This is a genomic window from Bacillus thuringiensis, assembly GCF_001455345.1.
Lineage (GTDB): Bacteria > Bacillota > Bacilli > Bacillales > Bacillaceae_G > Bacillus_A > Bacillus_A thuringiensis_N.
Genome location: NZ_CP013274.1, coordinates 2,836,341 through 2,861,234 on the forward strand (window position 1 = coordinate 2,836,341; position 24,894 = coordinate 2,861,234).

Genomic DNA, 24,894 nt, shown 5'->3' on the forward strand with positions numbered 1-24,894 from the left:
TTTGAAGAAATACTAACAAGGCGTCTCCTTCCCAAGCTTCCAACTAAACCATCTTCCATGCCCTTCCGTTTCTCCAACCGTTTCACGATATTCGTTGCCGTTAATATAATAATCAATATGAAAGTCCCGGTCCCACATGTTGTTATAAAGATGGAATACATCACGCTTTGCACCGATTTCTTGGATTTGTTTTTCTAGCTTACGTTTTACTTGTTCAGGTATTTGATTTGCGACGTGTGTATGGAAAATACAGATAACCGCATCATCATTTATTTGTTCAATAATAGATGGTAATAGTTCTACACCATTTCCTTCTATTAATTTGACAGACTCATTTTTTACTAAAGTTGCTGCTTGGTCAAACGTTTCTAGTCTTTCTTTATGTTCTGGCCAAATGAGTGCACGTAGCCATAAATAATCTTCGTCACTATGTAAATCATTCACATGTAAATCTAGTCCGATTCTTTCTACGACAGGTGGACTTTCTTTTAATAAATGAGGCACATTCTCCCCTCTTATTTCAGAAGTTAAATGTACATTCGAATTTATATTTCCGTATGTTTCATCTGTACCGTACGAATAGCTATATTGGTCCCAAAATAGTTGTAATCCAGAACTTGTACCAATTTCTATTAACGCTAACGGTTTATTCACTTTATTAAATATGTAACTGAAACTTGGATATAAGTACGCACATCGTCTTACTTCGTTCGTTTGAACGAGTTTCGTTTGTAATAAATTAATAATTTCTTCTCTGTACATTTTACAGAAATCTTTAAAATGATCAAAAGCTTGATCTAAATTCGTATTGGCATGTTCAACTAAGCTACTATAATACGTTTTTAGATGATGTTCTTTCCCTGCTAGTAATAAATAATGTACTGCACCTAATAATAAGTTTGGGACTGGTTGACCTGCTTGAGCGTAGGAAGATAGTGTAAGTACTTCCTCATCTTCAGCTATTTTTATTGCTACGTATTCATATAAGTCACTTGACCCTTTACATTCTTTTATTGAAAAATTTCGAAATAAGTTTGCGATTTGTTCTTGTGTACGCATGTGCATCCCTCCTTTTAAATTTCAGAATAATCATACAATAAGCGGAGCAAAAAGTCCCATAAAAAGGTATCCTTTCTACCCACTTTTGGATACGTAAGCTTTTTCGAGATAATTTCAAACTGTAATTTTTTTCTATTCATTAACTGAAAAGTGCTTGTTAAATAAGAATTTTGGCAAATAAAGCGTTAAATATTTTAAAATTATCAGATAACACTAGATATTTTAGTCTATTAATTATTATAATAGAGTATGAGATGGTTATATAATTGAGACAAAAAAGGTATACACCTAGGTGGGGCCTAGGCGGTGTTTCTCTTTTACGGCTTAGACATAGAAAACACCTACTCTTTTTTGCCAATATAGGGGATGGAGAGATTATCATGAGCAACATGCAGCAAAAAACAGACGTTATCTTAATTGGTGCAGGAATTATGAGTGCAACGTTAGGCTCATTACTAAAAGAATTAGCACCTGAATGGGAAATTAAAGTTTTTGAAAAACTCGCAAGTGCCGGGGAAGAAAGCTCTAACGAATGGAATAATGCAGGTACAGGGCATTCTGCGCTTTGCGAACTGAACTATACTTCCGAAAAATCTGACGGATCTATAGATATTAGTAAGGCTGTAAAAGTGAATGAGCAATTCCAGCTTTCAAGACAATTTTGGGCATATCTTGTAAAAAGCAAACTAATTCGTAATCCACAAGATTTCATTATGCCTCTACCTCATATGAGTTTAGTACAAGGTGACAAAAATGTTGAGTTTCTAAAAAACCGTTTTGAAGCGCTTTCAAAAAATCCACTGTTTCAAGGCATGGAATTTTCCGATGCTCCTGAAACATTAAAAAAATGGCTTCCACTCATTATGGAAGGACGTACATCTAATGAACCGATGGCTGCAACGAAGATTGACTCTGGAACAGATGTGAACTTCGGTGCATTAACACGTATGTTGTTTGATTACTTACAAACTAAAAATGTCGAGCTAAACTACAAACATAGTGTCGAAAATATTAAACGCACGAAGAATGGTTTGTGGGAAGTAAAAGTACACGATATGAATAGTGGTAAAATTGAACATCATACTGCAAAATTTGTCTTTATCGGCGGCGGTGGCGGAAGCTTACCTCTACTACAAAAGACAGGTATTCCTGAATCAAAACATATCGGTGGATTCCCAGTAAGTGGACTATTTATGGTATGTAAAAACCAAAAAGTTGTAGAGCAACATCATGCGAAAGTATACGGTAAAGCTAAAGTTGGCGCTCCGCCAATGTCTGTACCTCACCTTGATACGAGATATATAGACAATAAAAAAGCTTTATTATTCGGACCGTTCGCAGGGTTCTCACCTAAATTCTTAAAAACTGGCTCAAACCTTGACTTAATTGGTTCTGTAAAACCGAATAACGTCTTAACGATGTTAGCTGCTGGTGTAAAAGAAATGGGATTAACAAAATACTTAATTCAACAAGTTATGTTATCACACGAAAAACGTATGGAAGAATTACGCGAATTCATTCCGAACGCGAAAAGTGAAGATTGGGATATTGTAGTTGCTGGGCAACGTGTGCAAGTAATTAAAGATACTGATGCTGGCGGTAAAGGTACACTTCAATTCGGTACAGAAGTTGTCAGTGCAGCTGACGGCTCAATCGCTGCATTACTAGGTGCTTCACCAGGTGCCTCTACTGCCGTTCACGTTATGCTTGAAGTATTAGAAAAATGTTTCCCAAGCCGCATGATAGAATGGGAAGAAAAAATAAAAGAAATGATTCCTTCTTACGGCACTTCATTAACAGAAAATCCTAGATTATTCCAAGACCTTCACACTTCTACAGGTCGTACCCTTGGATTAAATGAAAAAGAAACAGTTCATAATTAATGAAGAAATAAAAACGTCCGATACATTCGGACGTTTTTTCGTTACTAGAAATTATATTTATCAATATTATCCTTTGTAAATACGACTCGTTCTGGTAGTACGATAATTCCGTTCCCTTCTGCCTCATAGTCATATCCTTGAATGGAGTTTGGCTCTACTTTCACTTTTCCAATTCCTTTTACTTCGAAGCTATCCCCTACTTTTAACTTCTTCCCTTTTACAACAATTTCATTTGCTACATACGTTGCGAGTGCACCTTGTTGTTTGACATCCCATAATCCGAATTGTTGTACTGTTCCTCGTTTTACATAATCACGCATAACATTCGGTGTGGAAAATCCAGTTACAACGACTTTTTTATCCATTTTCAAGTTTTCGGCTGCTTGTGCCATTGCCGGAAGTGCCGTTGCATCTGGACAAATGACTGCATTCATATCTGGATACGTTTTTAAAATGTTCTCCCCTACAGACAAAGACTTTTGTGCATTATTTTCACCGTACTGTGTCGTTACAATTTCCCAGTTCGGATATTTCTTTTTAATAATTTCTTTCGCTTTCGTTACCCATTGATTTTGATCCGTTACTGTTGGACTAGAATAAAAGAATGCTACTTTTCCTTTATCTCCAATTTGCTTTGAAGTCATTTCAATTAATAAGTTTGCAAGTTGGTCTGGTGTACCTTGACTTATATAAAATGAACGGTCTTTCGGATTCACATCAGAGTCCCACGTTAACACCGTCATCCCTTTTTTCTTTGCACGTTGCAGTGATTGTGATAAACCATCTACTGACGTAGAAGAAACCATAAGTGCATCATAGTTTTGGTTAATGAAATTGTTTATATATTTTACTTGCCCTGATACGCTTGCTTCAGACGGTCCATCATATTTCACTTGTACGCCTAACTTATCTCCCATCTCTTTTGCCCCTTCACCACCTGATGTAAAGAAGCCAACTCCAGTTAATTTTGGGATAAATGCAAATTTCACATCATCAGCTTTTTTCTTATCTGCGGTTTGACTAGAACAAGCGATTAAGCCGATTAAACAAATGCATACGATTAATACAACCCCTAGTTTTCTCTTCATGACATTTCCCCCTTATGCAAATTCTTTCTTTTCCCCAATGTGAATTGATGTAATTTGAAATGTCTCATTATAACTGAAAGAATAAGGATAATACCAATTACTACGTTGGATTGTTCATTTGTTAAACCCGTCATTTGCAAACCATACTGCATGAGCCCAATAAAAATACTCGCAAGTACAGTACCGATAATGCTTCCTTTTCCCCCTGTAATAAGTGTCCCGCCTAATACAACTGCTGTAATAATTGGTAAAATCGTTTCACTTCCCATATCTGCACGTGCGGAACCGAAATACGCGGTTAAGAAAGCACCTCCTAATCCACCTCCTAACCCGGAAAGTATGTAAGCTATGATGACTACTTTTTTCGTTTTAATCCCGGTGTATTTGGCTGCATTTTCGTTTGCACCTGTTAATTTTACGTGGCGCCCATATATGGTGCGATGAAACAATATCGTGCATAAAATCGTTAATATAATTAGTAACCATAATAAATTCGGTATTCCTATAAAACTACCGTTTGCCAGTTGTACAAATGTGTCAGGTAATCCGCTTATTCCTTCATACCCAGAAGCACCTGCCCCTCCTGAAATGACGAGTGCAATTCCACCATATAAAAACATCGTTCCGAGTGTAACGACAAGTGGCTCTACATCTGTCATTTTTATAATGATTCCGTTTAAAGCTCCTGCTAAACAACTAATTATAAGAGCTATTATGACAGCAAACAAAATAGATACCCCATTCATCCAAAGTACACCGATCAAGATTGAAGTGAGCCCCATTATTGAGCCGACCGATACATCAATTCCTCCTGTTACAATAACGAAAGTCATTGGTATCGCCGCTATTGCTATAAATAAGAAATCATTTGTACTAAAAAGGAGATTACTAATATTTAAGAAATCGCTGCTTATAAAACTAAAGAGAATGAATTCAATAAGAAGTAATACAATTAGAACACCTTCCCATCTGTATACATACTTCATAGATTCCTTCTCCTTTCGGCCTTCCACTTTTTCATAACACTATCCAGTATGATGATAAGTAATAATAAAAAACCTGAAATAGCATTATTCCAAAATGCTGGTATTTTTAAAAAGACGAGTGAACTGCTTATTGTTTCTAAAAATAATGCTCCTAATGCAGCTCCAAATAAAGATCCTGTTCCTCCTTTTAAATGAATTCCTCCTAGTACAGCGGCTGCGATTACTTGTAATTCTAATCCTGTACCAGTTTGATTTGGAACGAACCCGATATTCATAACAAATATGCAACCAGCGAGCGCAGCGCTTATTCCTGAAATCATAAACGCATATATCTTTACTGTATTAACAGGTATACCAATGAGTCTCGCGCCATCTTCATTATCACCTACCGCATAAAAGTATCTTCCAAATGGCACTTTCTTTAAAAAGAAGTATAGTAGTAGTAAAATAATAAAAACAATCCATACAATTATCGGCAAACCAAGTATGACGATAGATGACAGTTGCTTAAAATCGTTTGGTATATCTTCAATCCACTTTCCGCCTGTGAAAATTAACATCGCACCTCTAACAATTCCTAACATGCCTAATGTCATAATAATGGCTGGTACCCGAAACTTTGCAACTCCAATACCATTTAAGAAACCGATAATGGCCCCAAGTATAATAGCAGCAAATATTGACATGGATGCACTATACTCATTCGTTAACATCATCCCGCAAACTGCTGCACTTAACCCCATAATTGAGCCAACTGATACATCTATGTTTTTCGTAAATAAGACGAACGATTGGCCGATTGCTAGCACGACTAAAATAACGCTTGATTTCACCATTAAAGATAACGAGTCAAATTGAATAAAACTAGGGTTTATCATTCCGACAATAGCTATATAAATTAGTAGTAACGTTATAATAGACGTTTCGTGCATTTTTAACATACGTTTCATTCCGCTACACCTCCGTATGCAAGGCGTGTAACTTCATTCACACTCAGTTGTTCTTTTTCCATATGAGAAACAAATCGCCCATTCCTCATTACATATACACGGTTCACTAATTGAACAATTTCTTCAACATCTGAAGAAATTAATAAAATTGCGAGTCCTTCCCTTTTCATTTTTTCTATCGTCTCATACACTTCAAGCCTTGCCTTCGCATCAATTCCACGAGTCGGTTCATCAAGAATAATAATTTTCGGATTACACGCAAGATATTTTGCTAGCACGACTTTTTGCTGATTACCTCCTGATAAAGATGTCAGTTCTTCATTCATATTCTGTACAACAATTTGGAACTGTTCTATAAATGAATTAACTAAAGCGCTTTCTTTTTCTTGATTTATAAAAAAGCGATTATTTTGCTGTAAACTTGCTGCTGCAATATTTTCTTTAACAGAAGCAATTGAGAAAATTCCATTCCTCGCTCTATCCTCTGGCACATAAACTAGCCCTTCGTCTAGCCTTTTATGCAAAGAACATGTATCAATTGATTTTCCTTCTAATAAAATAGACCCTGATTTTATAGTTTTCAATCCAAATATTGCTTCTGCTAATTCAGTTCTGCCAGATCCTATAATGCCAGCAATACCTACAATCTCACCCGCATGTACAGTGAATGATATGTTTTCGAATGCGTGGCTCGTTACATCAACTACTTCTAATATTTTCTTCGTTCCTTTTGTCACTTGCACAATATCTCTTTTCTCTTCTTGTTTATACCCTTTTGGTAATAATCCCTCCATTAGCATGTCATATGTATAGTCACATACATCTCCTTGACTTACAATCACTCCATCTCGTAATATTGCTACTTTGTTGGCAATTTCAAAGATTTCTGGAAAGCGATGCGTAATATAAATCATCCCAATTTCTTTTTCTTGTAAACTTTTCATCAACACAAAAAGACTCTTAATTTCGTGAGTTGTTAATGTCGATGTTGGCTCATCTAAAATAAGAATCTCGGCTTCTCGTATTAATCCTCTAACAATTTCTACTAACTGTTGCTGCGCAATGGATAATGATGCTCCTAGCTCATAAAGGTCAATATCCCAACCTAAGCTGTTAATCAATTGCTGAACTTTTACTTTCAGTTCCCTTCTCTTCCCTTTTATCCCAATGCATATATTTTCTTCAATAGTCATATTCGGAAAAATGAGCGGTTCTTGCGGTATTAAATAAATACCTTTTCGGTGCGCTTCTGACGGATTTGAAAACTGTTGCTTCGTTCCTTTTACATACATTACTCCATCATCATACGAATATAACCCCGTTAATATTTTCATTAATGTTGATTTCCCGGCACCATTTCCCCCAACTAAAGCGTATATATCTCCACGCTCTACTTGTAAGTTCACTTCTTTTAATACAAGTTGATTTAAAAACGCCTTACTCATTTTCTTTACTTGTAATAAAGGTACGTTCTCCACTTGATGTCACCTGCCTTTATGCAGAACATTTTTTGAGAAAATGATTATTTGTTCTACTTGTTTTGTAGCATTGTATATTCCTTTTTTTATATCTAGAACACTTTTTTCTACGTACTATTAATCGTTTCAACTGGAATAAACAAAATATATGGCACATATGTTTAAGCAGTGGTCAATTGTTGAAAGGGATGAAGAGTATGACTCAGCTTAACTTTGAAGAGAATTTATTAACGAAAGTAGCTTGGTACTATTATAAAGACCAATTAACACAACAGGAGATTGCTTCACTTCTTCATATTTCAAGAAATAAAGTCGTCCGGTTATTAGATAAGGCGCGGGGTGAAGGTATCGTTACATTTCACGTAAAAGGTACTGGTTTGCACTGTTTAAGTATTGAGCGTGACCTAATGAAAAAATTTCACTTAAAAGATGCTTTTATTATCCCTACCCCAGTAAACAATTATCACACTTCTCTTGGAAAAGCTGCTGCACAATATTTAGAAACTCAGCTCCAGCAAGGTGATTTACTCGGTATTGGCTGGGGAGAAACAATTAGCAAAATGCTAGAAAACATTCATTTCGAAAGCTCTATTAATCTTTCAATCGTAACGTTAACAGGCGGAGTAAATCACTATCTCCCGAGAAAACAAAACTATTTACACTACATGCAAGGCGATCTGCACATTATCCCTACGCCGTTTCTAGCGTCTACAACCGAAATGGCACAAAGTATTCTATCAGAACCGAGTGTAAAAGATATGCTTCATGTCGCTTCACTTGCTCATACGGCTGTTGTTGGTATTGGAGGATTATCACAAGACGCTACAATTGTAAAAGAAGAAAAATTAACACTACGTGAGATGACGTATATTCGTAGTCAAAACGGTGCTGGTGATATTTTAGGACAGTTTTATAATACAAATGGCGATTTATTAGAGCTCTCGCATCACAATCGCCTAATTGGCACGCCTCTCTCTATTCTACGCAATATGAATCATGTCGTCGGTGTTGCTGGAGGTACAGAAAAGATAGACGCAATTTATGGTGCCTTAAAAGGAAAGTTTATTCATGCATTAATTACCGATGAGGAAACTGCCCTCTCCTTATTACGAAAGGATGGTGATTGTTAATGTCTCATTTATTAGCTTTTGACGCTGGTACAGGAAGCATTCGAGCTGTTCTTTTTGATTTACTAGGTAATCAAATTGCGGTCAGTCAAAAAGAATGGGTTCATAACACGGATCCTCGTTACCCAGGTTCTATGAATTTTGATGTAATAGCAAACTGGAAGCTAGTACAAAAATGCACGAAAGAAGTTTTACAAAGAAGTAATGTCTCACCCTCTTCTATTAAAGCTATTAGCGCTACTAGTATGCGAGAAGGTTTTGTTTTATATGATAAAAATGGGCAAGAAATTTGGGCTTGTGCAAATGTTGATGGGCGTGCATCCGCTGAAGTTAGTGAGCTAAAAGAAATACGTTCGCATCTTGAAGAAGATTTATATACAAGATCAGGTCAAACTTTTTCACTAGGTGCTTTACCCCGCCTACTTTGGATTAAAAAACATGAACCCGAAATCTATAGCAATATTCATTCTTTTACGATGTTAAACGATTGGATTTTATATAAACTAAGCGGTGTACTGCAAATCGACCCCTCAAATGGATGTACGTCCGGTATTTTCGACTTAAAAAATAGAGTGTGGGATAACGATGTCGCTAAGGAGTGCGGTCTAACTTTACCATTTTCACCAACAGTAAATGAAGCTGGTACAGTAATTGGCAACGTTACAAAAGAGTTTGCAGCATTCACTGGTTTACGTGAAGGAATTCCTGTCGTCGCCGGGGGCGGAGATGCTCAAATGGCATCACTCGGAACGGGAGTCGTGAAGCCTAATCAAACATTAATATGCGGAGGTAGTTTTTGGCAACAAGAAGTGAATGTTACTGAGCCAATTACGGATCCATATGCTGCAATTCGCATAAATTGTCACGTCGTACCTAACCTGTGGCAATATGAAACGATTGCCTTTTTTCCAGGGCTTGTTATGCGCTGGTTTCGAGACGCTTTTTGCCAAGAGGAAAAGAAACTTGCTGACAAGCTCGGTGTAGATGCTTATGCATTATTAGAAGAACAAGCGAAAGACGTACCTGTCGGCTCACATGGCATTATCCCTACTTTTTCAAACGTAATGAACTACATTTCTTGGCGTCATGCCGCACCTTCTTTTTTAAATTTAAGTTTAGATGCTGACAAATGCGGAAAAAAAGAACTGTTCCGTGCTATTGAAGAAAATGCCGCCTTCGTTACACTTGGAAACTTAAAATTAATAGAAAATCTAACTGGTACATTCCCTTCTGAAGTTATTTTTGCTGGCGGTGCCGCTAAAGGAAAACTATGGCCACAAATTCTATCAGATGTCCTTGGTATTCCTGTAAAAGTACCTGTTGTGAAAGAAGCAGCTGCTTTAGGAACTGCGATTGCTGCTGGAGTTGGTGCTGGCATATATTCATCTATGGAAGAAACTGCCGAAGAGTTTGTACAGTGGGAGCAAACATTTGAACCAGTTACTGAAAATCACGAACTATATAAAGAGTTCTATGAAACATGGAAAACTGTATATGACAGTCAGCTCGCTTTAGCTGATAAAGGACTCACCTCACATATGTGGATTGCGCCTGGTGCTCTTTAACACATTACATAAGGGAGTGAAAAGTATGTTAAAAGCGAATGAAAATGACTTCTCCTATCGCTTCGGTGATAATGGGCCGAAATATTTAATACAAGGGCCGAATATTGATCTTGGCCTTGTTGTCATTCAGCCTGGGCAAGAGTTTCAAAATCACTACCATACGACGTGCGAGGAAGTCTTTTATGCATTAGAAGGTGAAATTGATTTCTATGTGAATAACGAAAGAGTTCCGATTAAACAAGGCGATGTATTGCAAGTTCGCCCTCATGAATCTCACTATCTTATTAACCATTCTGACAAACCTTTTAAAGCAGTTTTTATTAAGTCACCACATTTACCAAATAAAGATACGGTACAAACGGAAAATCCAACATTAACGAAGGAGTGATTTCTAATGACTTGGGGATTTAAAAATCGATTAAATACAATTTTACCTGATGGAAGAGCGGTTATGTTAGCGATAGACCATGGCTACTTTTTAGGACCCATTCACGGGCTAGAACAACCACTTGAAACGGTTAAAAACTTACTTCCTTACACAGATTCCCTCTTTTTAACGCGTGGTGTACTTAGCTCCTGTATTCCTGAAAACTGCAGCACACCAATGGTTATGCGTGTATCAGGCGGAGCTACTGTCGTCGGTAAAGATTTAGCGAATGAAACAATTGTTACACCTGTAAAAGAAGCAGTAAAACAAAACGCGATTGGCGTAGGTGTGTCTGTTTTCGTCGGATCAGACTATGAAACACAAACAGTTACGAATCTCGCAAACGTAGTTTCTGAAGCACACGATTACGGATTACCAGTACTCGGCATTACCGCAGTTGCGAAAGAATTACAAAAACGTGAAGCTCGCTTTCTAGCACTTGCTTCCCGTGTATGCGTTGAAATGGGTGCTGACATTATTAAAACGTATTATTGCGAAGGATTCGAAAAAATTACAAGCACTTGCCCTGCCCCAGTCGTAATTGCTGGTGGACCAAAATTAGATTCAATTGAAGACGCATTAAACATTACGTACAATGCACTGCAAGAAGGTGCAATTGGCGTAGATATGGGCCGAAACATATGGCAATCTGAACATCCAGCTGCGATGATTCAAGCGATACATGGTATTGTAAAAAATGGATTGAATGTGAAAGAGGCGCTGGAATTATATGATGATGTAAAAAACTAAGATAATAGATAGACTATTACACTTAATAAATACAAAATTAATATTTACTATAAGGAAAAGCCCATATGTAACATATGGGCTTTCTTTTACATTTTTAATTGTTCGAATCTAATTAGATTTCTACAGATCGCGTACGTTCCAAACAATCTCACCGCGTTCGCCAAACGTACTGTGATGTCGCTTAAACCCTATCTTTTCTAATACCCGGAAAGACGCTGTATTCCAAGCGCCTACAGTAGACCAAAGTCTATGACGACCCGTAGCAATCGCAGCCTCAAGTACTGCTGATGCTGCCTCTGTCGCATAACCCATGCGATGAGCACTTCGGAACAACTCGTATGCAATCTCTGGCTCTTCAAGCGTAGAACGACCGATAATTAAGCCACAGTATCCGATGAAATCGCCTTCATCTCGTCTACGAATCGTGAGAAGAGAAATGCCATTTTCAGCTGCTTTCTTGCGCATTTCGATAAGAGAACTACGAACAGATTCAATGGTTGGCATGTCCACACCACGTTCACCAATTAATTTTCTCAGCCAAACCGCATCAGATTCCTCCCACATATTCAGGTCGAGTCGTTCCGTTTTTAGCTGGAACGCCATATCTTTAAATACAGATGTCATAGTGGTAACCTCCTATTTATATCACTGTACTACTGATAATAGTTTCGTACTGTACCATATGGGAAACCTGCTAGATTCTCTAGATTTTCTTGCATCAAGATACATTATTGTTATTTTATGCATAACTAATTCCTCTGCAAAATAGACCTTGTTATGAAACTTCATTTTAAATCTATAATACTTGATTTACGAATGGTTTTAGTTTTTCAATTAATTTTTATATTTAAAAATGTATCGTTATTTCTTTTTTGTTAAAATGAAGAAAAGGAGGAATTTTTATGAAAAGAATGTCTTTTGAACGCCCTACTGATTATTACGATGAAAGATTATATACTATCGATGAAAAAATTTGTGCACTATTAAAAGAACGAAAAGAACTTTCAGGTGGTAACCCAGGTTTTCCTCATGATGAAGCGAATTATAAATGGGCAAAGCAATACGGATTTTATCCAGACTATCTAAATTCATTATTCTCTTCCATGATGGACGAAGCAGAATTTAAACCTCGCGTTGAACCAACTACATTCAAAAAACATATACCTGTTTTTAAAACGTATGAATATAAAGGTATCATGTATACTTTAACTTTTATTCGGCAATATGCAAATGCTAGTGTAGTTTATTTATATAGTGATTGGGATTCCACAAATGAAGCTTTTAATGAAGTTAAGCCTCATAGTTTCTTCCAATTATCAATAGACGATACATATGACTGCTGGCCAGAAGGTGGCGGCGGCACTGATGGACATTTGAGTCATCATTTCGTTATATCTCCTGCGCTTCCTGATAATTTGTCTGGAATAAGCTTACGATTTAAAGAACACAATATGCCGTTTAGGAAAGATCAAGCTGTGCTTGAATTTGAAATTCAGATAGATTAATAAAGACGCTTTCTCACAAGTCATATTCCTGACTAAAATCCGCTTGTTTTTTTACCTTTTATACGCCTTAAAAAACAAACAAAATAATCAAGCCCCTTTCCCAACTGGATAAGGGGCTATATTTACATCTTCAAACAATTACTCTTGTTAATTGCTATTGAATTTTCTTACCATCTTTATAGTCAAGACAAGACACTTCAATTAATAACCCATTAAACATTGAAAAATAAAAACCGTAACTACTACCTCTCATCGCATACGGTGCCTTTTCTATTTCAATGCCGCCATCTACTAAACGATTATATGCTTGATCAACTTCCTTTGAAGTATCCACTAAAAAACCAATATGAAAAGCTTCTGGATACGTAACTTCCTTATTCCCCTTAAATGCTTTTGGATCGCTCAGCACAAGTATAAATCCACTCTCATCACTCATCACTACTAGTGCCTTTCCCTTTTGCTCCAAAAATTGAAAATCAAAAAATGTTTCAAAGAAGTGTCTCGCTTCTGATAAATCATCAACACATAGATTCAAATGATTTAACTTCATTCACTCATCTCCTTTTAAGCAGAGGGTATGTAGACTCATTTTCATAACACTTAAATATATAAGGTAAGATATTCAACCGTTCCATCTAAGACTATGCTTTATAGTCTAATACTTTTCTCTATAACCTAGAACGTTTTTTACGACTGCAATTCCATAAATCGTTCGACGCGAAATATTATTTTACCTATATAAAATAGTCACATTATTTTTTTTCAAATTGTGTAAAACCCACTCAATCAAGAAAATTGCTGTAGAGGTACGTTCTGTCGTATCACCTAAAAACAGTTTATTTATAAAACCTTCAAAATGAGTTGGTACTTTAGATAATGTTTCAAAATACTTCAAAACAGATCCCGCTGGCGGTGTAGGCTTATTATTAACAGCCCATATCCCATCTAACAATGTCCAAGTTGAAGTTTGAACTATGTATGAAGCTTTTAACTCATCATTTGCTTTCAAAGCAGATTGAATTTTAATTAATGAACTATGCAACCAATGAGAAATGCCCTTCACTTTGTCGCTAGAAACACGATAGTTTTCAAATTCATATGTAGCTATTTCCTTTAATTTTTTCAACTCACCGCTTTTATCAAACAAAATTTCCCCTTCTAGAAATGAGTAAAGTTCCATCGGATTGTTTTTAAAGTTTACTTGAATTTGATTAAAATCTGCACTCTTATATTCAACTAAAATATCTTCTCTCGTTTCAGAATGAAATTTTTTCTTTTGTCCATCTTCTAAAAGAATATAGAAATCTAAATCTGAATCAGTATATGCATCGCCTCTTGCGACAGATCCAATTAGCATGAATCCATGTACCTTTTCCATAGATAAGGTTTCCGCTACTATTGTTTGCACTAATTTTTTATGTTGTTCATGTTTAATAAATATTTGTGCTTCTAACATTTGTAACCTCCACACACATTATTAAGGAGTTATTCGTTGTCTATATATTTTTTACTTCTCTTATATCTTTCATCTTCTACATACTTATTCAACAATTGTCAGTTCATATACAATTACATCTTCACTGCTTTTTGTTTTATCTTGAATCGTTACAATGTCTCCAGCCTTTATTTTCGAAGCGTTCACTACTTTTACCATCTCTGGTGGAACAACCCCTCCATCGTTCTCTTTATTTAGTGGTAACCACTTAACTGATTTACTAGTTGCTTCTAAAATTTTATATTTAATTGTACCATCATACTTTATTTTACCAACAAGATCTTTTACTAATGTAGGTGTGTATTTGCCCCCCTCTTTTTCCAAAGAGATATGATCACCTATATCTGGGATACCGTTTCTTACAGGTGCCTCCCATTTTGTTGGATTTAAATCATTTAAACTTACTTTCACACTATCTTCTTTATTTGAACTAGCATCTTTTAGAAATATATCATTATGTTTCTTATCAATAATGATATACTCCTTCTGCTCTACTATTTTTGCACTGCTTTCACGTTTTTCTTCCTCATTCTTAAATACTTCTTCTTTCACATTATTATTACTACACGCTGATAATAATGTCGTTGCTAAAGTTGTCATTAGTAATATTCTTTTCACTTCATTTACCTCCATTTACAATTAAACAAATAAACATATATCACATCCATATTTTACTATAAATCAAAAAAGAGGATATTTGTTTATTAATAAACAAATACCCTCTACCTTTACATATATATTACAACTGTTGATAAGCCGATTTCGATGATTTCACATAATAAACCGCATGATCCACATTAATAATATGATCTGGTTTTGGTTTACCACGGCCCGCTCTATGTCCAGCTAAGTGTTCTTCACTTGTTTCCCAGTTTTTCCATGCTTCTTCAGATTCCCAGCGAATCATTACGACAACTTCTTCGTCGCCGCGTCTTACTTTTTTCACAAGAACACTTAAATCGATGAAGCCTTCAAATTTTTCAATAATACCTTCTCCAGTGAAACGTTCTACAACTATATTTGATGTACCTTCTTTTACTGTAAATGTTTTCGTTTCGATAAACATATATCCCACTCCCTCTTTGTTATACGAATACTAGTATTCTTCTATTATAATTGATTATGATAATTATTTTCAATTATAAAGTTTAAATTTTTCGAATTATGCCGTTTTCTCTTCAACTGCCCCATCTAAAAATTTGAAATATGGAAGTAATATTCCGATTAAAGAAGTGACACATATCATGGAACCGATAATAAAGTATAGTGCTCTTACTCCCCACATTTCACTCAATACTCCCCCTACTAACACACCTAACGGCATAGCGGATCGTATGAAAAATAATCGCACTGAAAATACTTGTCCTATCATATTGTTTGGGACTGTTTGCTGGCATATTGTCGTGTTATAAACATTGAAAAAGGCAATGCAAATACCTGCTATTATTTCAATTATTACCGCTATTACAATACTGTGGTTAAAACCTAGCGAAATGTATGTGAGTCCCCCTATAAACAATCCTCCAAGCATAAGTATACGCCGACTTTTATATGTTACTTTTCCAACTAGTATAGATCCAACTACATAGCCAAATGGAAATCCGGCCATAAAATAACCATACTCCGCGTATCCCACTGACAGCTCATCTTTTATATAAGGAAGATTTGTAACCATCGTTACCCCTACTCCAAATTGCACGAAAGTCAGAAATATACCGAGCCAAACAATAATTGGTTTTTTGAAAAAATATGTAAAACCGTGAAGAAATTGTTCTAGCCACGTTTTCCGATTAGGATGCGACGTTCTATTTTCTTTTATATAAAGTAAGAAAGTGCCACTAACAAATAGACACATGCATACGAAAGCTAATGTAAGCTCTGTTCCAATCAAATGAATGATTACTCCGCCTAATACCGGCGCAAGAAACATCATAAGGCGAGTCATTCCATCAATGTACGCATTTGCATCTTGAAGTTGTTCTTTCCCTACAATGCTCGGTGTAATTGCTTGACTTGCAGGTGTATAGAGCGGTGTAATAAGTCCCACTACAATTTGAACAACATAAATGTGCCAAACTTCTATACTACCTGAAACTAGCATCACCAAAGGTAATAAGAATACGGACGCTCGTATCCATTGTGAAAAAATCATAATCCACTTCCGACTCCATTTATCAATAAATGGGCCACTTAATAATTGCAGTATGAGTGATGGGATGAAATATAATAGCCACATACTACTTAAAGCCATTTCCGATCCTGTTAACTCATATACTAGAATTGAATTACATAACGTTCCGAAACCCCCTCCTAATTCTGAGATTGCACTACCAATCCACATAAAAAAGAACGAACGATTTTTAAATACATTTTTCAATTTCATACACCAACTTTTCTCTTAAATTCCTCCCTTTATGTACATTCTTGTTGCATATTATCTATTTAAAAACTCATCTAATTCTTTCGCTAACGACTGTACTGCTTTCTTTCTTAATACATATTTCCCGTCATGTATATCCACTAACTTCGCTGCACGTAAAAGTTTCAAATGATGATGTACGGTCGATTTACCAAGTTGCAATCTTTCTGTAATTTCCTGCAATGTACGTTCTTTTTCAAACAACATTTTTACAATGCGTAACCTCGCTTCATCCCCAAGAACTTTATGTTTTTGAACTAAAAAATAATTCGGTTCATATGGATCTTCAGGATGAATACTTTCGTTTGCAACTGGATAATGAAATACTTTCGTATCTTCAATATCCGCCTCAATATTCCACGGTCTGTACGTCATTTGCGGGATAAGAAGCACGTGATGAACACTTGGTTCTGGCATATAATTAACTCCACCTGTAGCCCACTCAACAAACTCTTCTGGTTTCATCTTTTTATTCATTTCATTCTTTGCTTCATAGTCTCGTTTGAATATAGAAAGTATTTCTTCTTCCTCTTTCTGAATAACGATCTCATACCAACCTGTCATAACAGCAATTAAATGGGATTTTAGCACTTGTACATCAACATCACATATAAAACGAATATACGTAGAGAAAAACTGATGTTCTTGTGTCAGTTCCATTAGTTCATGTATTGCAGTTACGTTTCCACTTGCCGCTAAAGTTCTTTTTTCTTGGTACTTCTCTCCTAAAAACGGTAAACATATATACTTCAAATCTTCTTCTGAAAGTGAATAGATTTTAGCATGAAACTGCGATACATCCTGAAAATCCTCTTCATACAACAACTGAAGCAACGCTTTCCACGTATTATGTTCTTCTACAAACTGTAATTGCTCTCTCATCTCTTTTGTTAATGATTGTCTAATCTCTTCCCATTCACTTTGAGACTTTTCAAGTGTATCAATTAACCTTTTATGAGTAATCGCTGCAATGCCAAGCGCGCATTCGAAAAGTATCGAATATTTCACTTGAACGTTATAAGTTTCCCTCTTTCTACTCGTTATGTGATAGACCTCCATTTTATCCCCTCCTTGTTTGCTACATATTAAATTCTATTTTCATCGAATTATACCTTCTATTTTTTTAGAATTCATAAAAATATAAATGGAAATACACTCATTCTAAATTAGGAAGAATAGGAGCTTTTTTATATACAAATAATAACTTTTAAGGAGTTGTTGACATGCATTTTATATTAAATATGTTAGGGATTTTTGTTGTCATATTAATCGTTTTTCTATGTTCGCCTAATAAAAAACAAATAAAATGGAGACCAATCGTTATTCTCATCATATTGGAGCTCTTTATTACATGGTTTATGTTAGGCACGAAGCTCGGCAGTATTATCATTAATAAAATTGCTTCATTTTTCAGTTGGTTACTAGCATGCGCGAATGAAGGTATTCGGTTTGCCTTTCCTTCCGCTATGGAAAATCAAACCGTTGATTTCTTCTTTAGTGCATTACTTCCTATCATTTTTGTTATCACGTTCTTTGATATTCTTTCGTACTTTGGAATCCTAACTTGGATTATTGATAAAGTAGGTGCAGTTATTTCAAAGATTTCTCGTTTACCAAAGTTAGAAAGTTTCTTTTCCATTCAAATGATGTTTTTAGGAAACACAGAAGCACTTGCAGTTGTTCGTGATCAGTTATCCGTTTTAAAAGAAAATCGTTTGCTGACTTTTGGAATTATGAGTATGAGTAGCGTTAGCGGATCCATTCTTGGCGCCTATTTATCAATGGTTCCAGCAACATACATTTTCAGCGCAATCCCTTTAAACTGTATTAATGCATTAATTTTAGCCAATGTATTAAATCCTGTGGAAGTTACGAAAGAAGATGATGTCGTATATACACCTTCAAAAGATGAAAAAAAAGATTTCTTTTCTACAATTTCAAACAGTATGTTAGTTGGGATGAATATGGTTATCGTTATTCTAGCTATGGTAATTGGTTATGTAGCATTAACTGCATGTTTAAATGGGATTTTAAGCTTTTTCGTCACAGGTTTAACAATTCAAAAAATCTTCTCCATTATCTTTAGCCCCTTTGCTTTTTTACTCGGTTTATCGGGCAGTGATGCGATGTATGTAGCTGAATTAATGGGGATTAAAATAACGACGAATGAATTTGTTGCAATGATGGATTTAAAATCGAACCTAAAGTCTTTACAACCACATACAGTTGCAGTTGCAACTACATTTCTAGCTTCTTTTGCTAACTTTAGTACAGTAGGTATGATTTACGGAACTTACAATTCATTATTTGGCGGAGAAAAATCAGCCATAATCGGTAAAAATGTTTGGAAGCTTCTTGTTAGCGGGATGGCAGTTTCCTTATTAAGCGCTATGCTTGTTGGGCTATTTGTATGGTAAATAAATAATCTTTAAAACAAAAGACACCCAAACGAATTGAGTGTCTTTTATTTTTACTTTCGAATCTGACCATTTCCACGAATCACATATTTTGTAGAAGTTAGTGCAGGAAGTCCCATTGGTCCCCTTACATGCAGCTTTTGTGTACTGATACCAATCTCTGCTCCAAATCCGAATTCAGATCCATCAGTAAAACGAGTGGATGCATTATGATACAGTGCCGCTGCATCAACAGATGTGAAGAACTTATTGACGTTTTCCTCGTCCTCTGTAATAATCGCTTCGGAATGCATAGATCCATACGTATTTATGTGATGAATCGCTTCTTCTATAGAAGAAACTACTTTCACTGCCAACGTGAGTGCTAAAAATTCTGTACCCCAGTCTTCTTTTGAAGCACGTACAATTGAAGAATCAATTGCCAATGCTCTCTGATCACCACGTAGCTCCACACCTTTTTCCTTCAAAGTTGAAAACAACTCGCTACCAAATTGCTGCGCCCACTTCTCATGAAGTACAATCGTTTCAATGGCATTACATACAGATGGACGCTGCGTTTTTGCATTTATAATAATATCAATTGCCATTTGCTTATCTGCCGTTTCATCAATGAAAATATGACAATTTCCCGCACCTGTTTCAAGTACTGGAACAGAAGCTTCTCTCACTACAGTATCAATTAATTGTTTGCCACCTCTTGGAATAAGAACGTCTAGGTAATCATTCATTGTAAACAACTGCTTTGCGCTATCCCGTGTTGTGTCTTCTATAAGCTGTACACTTTCTTCTGGCAAGCTTGTTTGTTTGAGCGCTCGATGAATAACGGCAACGATGGCTTTGTTAGAATGGATAGCAGAAGAACTACCTCGTAATATAACTGCGTTTCCTGTTTTCAAACAAATTGTAGCAGCATCTACCGTTACATTCGGCCTTGCCTCGTAAATCATGCCAACAACACCAAGTGGTACACGCATCTCCTGAATAGATAATCCATTTGGTCGCTCCCATTCGCTTACACATTCTCCAACAGGATCACGTAAATCAATTAACTGTTTAATCCCCTCTGCCATATCAACAATACGCTGTTCATTCAGCATAAGACGATCAAGAAGAGAATCGGAAAATCCTTTCGCCTTCCCTTCTTCGATATCACGTTTGTTTTCCTCTACAATATAAACTGTTTCTACTATTAGCCTTTCAGCAATTGCAGCAAGTGCTTCGTTTTTTTGACTTGTAGATTTTAGTACAAGTTCTCTAGCAATTTCTTTCGCTTTTTTTCCCTTTGCCAACACTTCATTCATCTTCATTTCCTCCTTTTTAACATCACTATTCTTAAAGTGACACCCAATAATCTCTATGGATGACTTCATAATTATGCCTTTCGCCTCTTGCTTGAATATGTTGGCTTTGCATACCTTTTACATCTCTTAATTCCTCTGCGCTATACGTGCATTGGCCTTTACCTATTACGCGTCCTTGTTGCGTTACAACTTCTACGACTTCGCCCACTTGGAAAAACCCTGACACATTTGTAACACCTGCTGGAAGAAGACTCTTGCCATGCTGAATGATAGCTGTAGCTGCTCCGGCGTCTATTTCAATTTGTCCGCTAACAACCGAATGCAAAGCAATCCATTGCTTGTTCATCTTCATTTCTTTTTGAGGGGCATTTCCGACATACGTTCCGTCACCTTTCCCCTTCAAAACATCTACAAATTTCTCCTGTCCACGTCCTGTTCCGATAAATACACTCACACCAAGAGATAGCGCTGTCTTTGCAGCATCAATTTTTGATTTCATACCGCCAGTCCCAAGTTTTGAACCAGCATCTCCAGCAAGAGAAGCGATTTCTTCTGTAACTTCAGGAAGGAAATAATATTTTTTCGCATCCGCATTTTTCTGAGGATTTTTGTCATATAAACCGTTCACATCCGTAAAAATCATAAGCATATCCGCTGACACAAGTCCGCTTACTAAAGCTGACAGCATATCATTATCTCCGAACGTTAGCTCCTCTAAAGAGATGGAATCATTTTCATTAATAATTGGAAGAGCAGCACGGTTTAGTAACTCTCCTAACGTAGCGTAAGCATTACTATATTGTTCTTTTCTAGAAAAATCACTTCTCGTCAGCAAAAGTTGCGCAGTAACGATACCGTATTTACGGAATTCCTCCGTGTACGCCTGCATTAACAAACTTTGTCCGACAGCTGCAGCTGCTTGTTTTCCTTTAATTGTTACAGGTCTGCTAGGATATCCTAGAGCAGAAAAACCTGCAGCAACGGCCCCAGATGTAATTAACAAAACTTCATGCCCTTCCTCTTTCAATCGAGCCAATGCGGCAACATGATCTGAAAGTTGTTCTTTAGAAATGCCTCCATGACTATCCGCCAAAGAACTGCTCCCAATCTTTACAACAATTCGTTGCTTTTTCACTTTTATATCCCCCAAGTCTAAAATCAAAGTTTTTTATACATTACACTTTTATTCATACAGTTTGCAGCGATTTCTATTCTTATGAGTGCTGCACCTAGTCTATTTAAGAGCAAAATAAAAATGACCGTTTCGCCCTTCATAAAATAAAAAGGACGAAACGGTCATTGTTCCGCGGTACCACCTTAATTGATATACATAGATATCCACTTGGTGCCTATAACGCAGGCGAACGCCTAAACTTTCGTTTAAGACTCAGGGATAGGTTCGATACATTCTATACGAGGAATCTTTCAGCCGGTGAATTCCACTCTCTTTCGCAAGAAGACATATGTACTAATTCCCTTCAACGATTTTCAATCTAATTTTTTTATATTATGCGATATAGTTCGATTTGGTGTCAAGTAGTATTTTATAAAATAAATAGAGCGACAAGTTACTTGTATGAAATTATTACCCTACTGAATGAAAATACAAATCGGTATAAGGCTAACTCATATACATAAATATAAAGCCTTAAACTATAGTGTATATATTTACAAAATGTCGAATATAATTGATTTTTATTTTTTAGTGTTGCAAAAAGGAATATATTCTCTTAGAATGTTTCTTTATATTGCACAGAGATGTTATTGTTATGTTAAGATAACAATTTCAAAATGATATAATTTATTAAAAAGGAGCAAGATTGAATTATTATGGATAAACAAATTGGATTCATCGGATGCGGAAATATGGGGATGGCTATCATTGGCGGGATGCTAAATAAACATATAGTATCTTCAAATCATATCATTTGTTCAGATTTAAACACGACAAATTTAGAAAATGCTAGTGAAAAGTACGGAATAACTATAACTACTGACAACAATGAAGTCGCTAAAAATGCTGATATTTTAATTTTATCAATTAAACCAGACTTATACCCATTAGTAATTAACGAAATTAAAGAAGTGATAAAAAACGATGCTATCATCGTTACGATCGCTGCTGGTAAAAGTATTGAAAGTACTGAAAATGCCTTTAATAAAAAATTAAAAGTTGTAAGAGTAATGCCTAATACTCCTGCTCTTGTTGGAGAAGGAATGTCTGCATTATGTCCTAATGAAATGGTGACAGAAAAAGATTTAGAAGATGTGCTAAACATTTTCAATAGTTTTGGTCAATCAGAGATTGTAAGTGAAAAGTTAATGGATGTTGTAACATCTGTAAGTGGTTCTTCACCAGCATACGTATATATGATTATAGAAGCGATGGCAGATGCTGCTGTACTAGATGGCATGCCAAGAAATCAAGCATATAAATTTGCTGCTCAGGCAGTATTAGGCTCTGCAAAAATGGTACTAGAAACAGGAATACATCCAGGTGAATTGAAAGATATGGTTTGTTCTCCTGGCGGAACAACGATAGAAGCTGTAGCAACTTTAGAGGAAAAAGGCTTACGAACAGCCATCATTTCAGCTATGCAACGTTGTACACAAAAGTCTGTCGAACTATCTGGTCAAACGAAAAAGTAAAACTATAAAAGAGATCACGTTAGTTATGAATTTCATTAGAAATGCACTACATGATAAACGGCCAAACTCGAATTTACTTGAGTTTGGCCGTTTCAGTTGTTAATTATATTAAAATAATTTTACTTTTCCCTTCCCTACTATACTTGTGTAATTTTATTAGAAACAAGTAATTTTTCAATGCAAATCGGTAACATGTCTAATAGCGTTTCAAATGCGTAATTTACATCTAGACGTTCTGTCCATTGATGAGCATCTTTTCCTACTGGCCCCATATTTAATACTGGAACGTCAAACTCTTCTAGTTCCTGAAGTGGAATTGAGTAACCTTTATCCCATAATGGCATATTGTCTACAAGTGAACTCATGGAATCTAATGGGTTCTGTAAGCCCACATAGCTCAAATCTGAAATTCCTCCAAAATAGTTTTGGTTTTCAAATGTAATATTATGATTGAAGTGTGCATACTTTTCCATTTCTCCAACTACTTCTTTAATCAACTGGTTGTTGCGTGAACTTACTGCTGGATAATATGGCGGAGCAAAGAAAAGTACAATCATCGGCGCCTTTTCTTTACATAAAATAGCTAGTTTATCTACTAAATCAATCGTTACCGCACGATCATCTTTATCTTCTCTATTTTTAATAATGCTAGATTGAATTTCATCTATTTTCTTTTGTCCATGTTGTTCAATTGCATATGCGATAAGCTCTTCATACGTTAATACATTTACTTTGAGGTGAGGCGGTATGAATGGATTATATTTAGAAAAACGATATGCATGTTTTTCATACGACTCTTCTATTTTCTCTGCTACTTTCGTTACTTTTTGACGTAACAATGAAACGACATCTGTCATTGATTTTTCTAATAAAAACAAATTAAATAATGTAACTGCACGATGCGGAATTTGTACAGAATAATCCTCTTTTAAGTCCCTTTGAAGTAAGTTAGTTGGCGGAGGACTCGCTTCCCCTTCTACAATATCACAAAGGTCTGTGTTTAACTCTAATTCTGCTGTTATTAATGAAGCCATATAACTCCCATTTAACCCTGCAAAAGGTTCACCTACATGTGTCTCTTTTCCGTAGCAAAGAAAACCAGGTAACACTTTACCAATAGAGCCAGTGTAAATATACTTATTTTGGTCACCAGGATGTCTTGAAAACATAGGCTCTGAGTTTAAGACCGTTTTATAATCTAAGTTATGCTCTCTTGCTAAATCTAACAGTCTCGGAACAGCGGCCCTCATCCCTACAGAGTTTACTTCTTCATCTGGAACAGCCAATAAAAGAACATTCCCGTCAAATCTTCCTTCACAGGCTTGCTCAATCATTGCCATTTGTAATGTGAGGCCGCATTTCATATCCATTGTTCCTCTGCCAAACAGCCAATCTCCTTGTTCTATATCTTCACGTACATGGCCCGGTAGTTCATCTTTATGAGAATAAAACATAGACGTTAACTTTTTAGGATTAAATGCATCTTCTTTCCATACTCCGTAATCTTGCACATCTACAACATCAAAGTGACTAACTAAAATTACGGTATTTTTTGTACTATCGCTTTTCTTTACTAGTGCTGTAACAAAATATCGTCCGTCGCCGGTCGGATTTTTTTGCAAATGATGCGGGTTTTCTTTGAAGTACTGTAAATCAGATAATTGTTCCACAACAAAGTCTGGCAATATCACTTCTGCTTCTGTACCGGTAATACTAGGAATTTCAACAAGACTGCTTAATAATTGAATCAATTGTTCTTTTGATTGCCACTTTGACATATAAATCCCCCTATTTT

Annotated in this window: 23 protein-coding genes and 1 other annotated feature; of the genes, 8 read left to right on the top strand and 15 right to left on the bottom strand. The window is 36.0% G+C overall.

Going from position 1 to position 24,894, the window contains the following annotated elements:
- Positions 1-12: 12 nt before the first annotated feature.
- A complete protein-coding gene (locus ATN06_RS14885; RefSeq protein ID WP_060631290.1) occupies positions 13-1,059 on the bottom strand; it encodes a DUF2332 domain-containing protein in 1,047 nt (348 codons plus the stop codon).
- Positions 1,060-1,439: 380 nt separating this feature from the next.
- Here ATN06_RS14885 and ATN06_RS14890 point away from each other — a divergent pair, with 380 nt between their 5' ends.
- Positions 1,440-2,942: a malate:quinone oxidoreductase gene (locus ATN06_RS14890; RefSeq protein ID WP_060631291.1), complete on the top strand. Its 1,503-nt coding sequence runs from the start codon at positions 1,440-1,442 to the stop codon at positions 2,940-2,942.
- Between the two features lie 44 nt (positions 2,943-2,986).
- Here the strand turns inward: ATN06_RS14890 and lsrB are convergent, their stop codons facing one another.
- The 4 genes from lsrB to ATN06_RS14910 are packed head-to-tail and all read right to left on the bottom strand — an operon-like array spanning position 2,987 to position 7,444.
- Positions 2,987-4,030, bottom strand: coding sequence for an autoinducer 2 ABC transporter substrate-binding protein LsrB (gene lsrB, locus ATN06_RS14895; protein ID WP_060631292.1), 1,044 nt, complete (start codon positions 4,028-4,030; stop codon positions 2,987-2,989).
- Complete coding sequence (locus ATN06_RS14900) at positions 4,027-5,016, bottom strand: ABC transporter permease (protein WP_060631293.1); 990 nt, start codon at positions 5,014-5,016, stop codon at positions 4,027-4,029. The genes lsrB and ATN06_RS14900 overlap by 4 nt, the downstream gene beginning before the upstream one ends.
- Positions 5,013-5,966: an ABC transporter permease subunit gene (locus ATN06_RS14905; RefSeq protein ID WP_060631294.1), complete on the bottom strand. Its 954-nt coding sequence runs from the start codon at positions 5,964-5,966 to the stop codon at positions 5,013-5,015. The genes ATN06_RS14900 and ATN06_RS14905 overlap by 4 nt, the downstream gene beginning before the upstream one ends.
- Entirely contained in the window at positions 5,963-7,444 is a 1,482-nt protein-coding gene (locus tag ATN06_RS14910) for a sugar ABC transporter ATP-binding protein (RefSeq protein WP_060631295.1), read from the bottom strand. The genes ATN06_RS14905 and ATN06_RS14910 overlap by 4 nt, the downstream gene beginning before the upstream one ends.
- A 197-nt stretch (positions 7,445-7,641) precedes the next feature.
- Between ATN06_RS14910 and ATN06_RS14915 the strand changes: the two genes are divergently transcribed.
- From ATN06_RS14915 to lsrF, 4 genes are read left to right on the top strand one after another with little or no spacing between them, the layout of a single operon-like run.
- On the top strand, positions 7,642-8,574 hold the full coding sequence (locus ATN06_RS14915; protein WP_060631296.1) for a sugar-binding transcriptional regulator: 933 nt from the start codon (positions 7,642-7,644) through the stop codon (positions 8,572-8,574).
- Positions 8,574-10,136 carry an autoinducer-2 kinase gene (gene lsrK, locus ATN06_RS14920; protein WP_060631297.1) on the top strand — a complete coding sequence of 521 codons (1,563 nt, stop codon included), beginning with the start codon at positions 8,574-8,576 and terminating at the stop codon, positions 10,134-10,136. The genes ATN06_RS14915 and lsrK overlap by 1 nt, the downstream gene beginning before the upstream one ends.
- 25 nt (positions 10,137-10,161) lie before the next feature.
- The gene (locus ATN06_RS14925) at positions 10,162-10,524 is read left to right on the top strand and encodes a cupin domain-containing protein (RefSeq protein WP_000909986.1); all 363 of its coding nucleotides are present in this window, start codon (positions 10,162-10,164) and stop codon (positions 10,522-10,524) included.
- A gap of 6 nt (positions 10,525-10,530) precedes the next feature.
- Positions 10,531-11,313, top strand: a complete 783-nt coding sequence (gene lsrF / locus ATN06_RS14930) for a 3-hydroxy-5-phosphonooxypentane-2,4-dione thiolase (RefSeq protein WP_000219782.1) — start codon at positions 10,531-10,533, stop codon at positions 11,311-11,313.
- Between the two features lie 120 nt (positions 11,314-11,433).
- Here the strand turns inward: lsrF and ATN06_RS14935 are convergent, their stop codons facing one another.
- Positions 11,434-11,937 carry a GNAT family N-acetyltransferase gene (locus ATN06_RS14935; RefSeq protein ID WP_029438749.1) on the bottom strand — a complete coding sequence of 168 codons (504 nt, stop codon included), beginning with the start codon at positions 11,935-11,937 and terminating at the stop codon, positions 11,434-11,436.
- A 278-nt stretch (positions 11,938-12,215) separates the two neighbouring features.
- Between ATN06_RS14935 and ATN06_RS14940 the strand changes: the two genes are divergently transcribed.
- Positions 12,216-12,818, top strand: a complete 603-nt coding sequence (locus tag ATN06_RS14940; RefSeq protein WP_060631298.1) for a hypothetical protein — start codon at positions 12,216-12,218, stop codon at positions 12,816-12,818.
- A gap of 154 nt (positions 12,819-12,972) precedes the next feature.
- Here ATN06_RS14940 and ATN06_RS14945 read toward each other — a convergent pair whose 3' ends face one another.
- The 6 genes from ATN06_RS14945 to ATN06_RS14970 form a co-directional block, all read right to left on the bottom strand.
- Positions 12,973-13,368, bottom strand: a complete 396-nt coding sequence (locus ATN06_RS14945; RefSeq protein WP_060631299.1) for a VOC family protein — start codon at positions 13,366-13,368, stop codon at positions 12,973-12,975.
- A 180-nt stretch (positions 13,369-13,548) separates the two neighbouring features.
- Positions 13,549-14,274: a nucleotidyltransferase domain-containing protein gene (locus ATN06_RS14950; RefSeq protein ID WP_060631300.1), complete on the bottom strand. Its 726-nt coding sequence runs from the start codon at positions 14,272-14,274 to the stop codon at positions 13,549-13,551.
- A gap of 84 nt (positions 14,275-14,358) precedes the next feature.
- Positions 14,359-14,946: a hypothetical protein gene (locus ATN06_RS14955; protein WP_060631301.1), complete on the bottom strand. Its 588-nt coding sequence runs from the start codon at positions 14,944-14,946 to the stop codon at positions 14,359-14,361.
- Between the two features lie 106 nt (positions 14,947-15,052).
- Positions 15,053-15,379, bottom strand: a complete 327-nt coding sequence (gene hmoA, locus ATN06_RS14960; protein WP_000469497.1) for a heme-degrading monooxygenase HmoA — start codon at positions 15,377-15,379, stop codon at positions 15,053-15,055.
- A gap of 96 nt (positions 15,380-15,475) precedes the next feature.
- Positions 15,476-16,696, bottom strand: a complete 1,221-nt coding sequence (locus tag ATN06_RS14965) for an MFS transporter (RefSeq protein ID WP_060631302.1) — start codon at positions 16,694-16,696, stop codon at positions 15,476-15,478.
- A 51-nt stretch (positions 16,697-16,747) separates the two neighbouring features.
- Entirely contained in the window at positions 16,748-17,791 is a 1,044-nt protein-coding gene (locus tag ATN06_RS14970) for an ArsR/SmtB family transcription factor (protein ID WP_060631303.1), read from the bottom strand.
- 164 nt (positions 17,792-17,955) lie between these two features.
- Between ATN06_RS14970 and ATN06_RS14975 the strand changes: the two genes are divergently transcribed.
- Positions 17,956-19,149 (top strand): NupC/NupG family nucleoside CNT transporter, encoded by a 1,194-nt coding sequence (locus ATN06_RS14975; protein WP_060631304.1) that lies wholly within the window; start codon positions 17,956-17,958, stop codon positions 19,147-19,149.
- A gap of 53 nt (positions 19,150-19,202) precedes the next feature.
- Here ATN06_RS14975 and ATN06_RS14980 read toward each other — a convergent pair whose 3' ends face one another.
- Together ATN06_RS14980 and proB are read right to left on the bottom strand one after the other, a co-directional pair.
- Entirely contained in the window at positions 19,203-20,450 is a 1,248-nt protein-coding gene (locus ATN06_RS14980) for a glutamate-5-semialdehyde dehydrogenase (protein WP_060631305.1), read from the bottom strand.
- A 31-nt stretch (positions 20,451-20,481) separates the two neighbouring features.
- Positions 20,482-21,585 (bottom strand): glutamate 5-kinase, encoded by a 1,104-nt coding sequence (gene proB / locus ATN06_RS14985; protein WP_060631306.1) that lies wholly within the window; start codon positions 21,583-21,585, stop codon positions 20,482-20,484.
- A 145-nt stretch (positions 21,586-21,730) separates the two neighbouring features.
- Positions 21,731-21,941 (bottom strand) — a binding site (T-box leader).
- A gap of 339 nt (positions 21,942-22,280) precedes the next feature.
- On the opposite strand from proB, the gene proC reads away from it, so the two are divergent.
- Positions 22,281-23,099 carry a pyrroline-5-carboxylate reductase gene (proC, locus tag ATN06_RS14990; protein WP_000360694.1) on the top strand — a complete coding sequence of 273 codons (819 nt, stop codon included), beginning with the start codon at positions 22,281-22,283 and terminating at the stop codon, positions 23,097-23,099.
- A 137-nt stretch (positions 23,100-23,236) separates the two neighbouring features.
- On the opposite strand, the gene ATN06_RS14995 is transcribed toward proC, so the two are convergent.
- Complete coding sequence (locus tag ATN06_RS14995; RefSeq protein WP_060631307.1) at positions 23,237-24,877, bottom strand: M20/M25/M40 family metallo-hydrolase; 1,641 nt, start codon at positions 24,875-24,877, stop codon at positions 23,237-23,239.
- Positions 24,878-24,894: the final 17 nt, after the last annotated feature.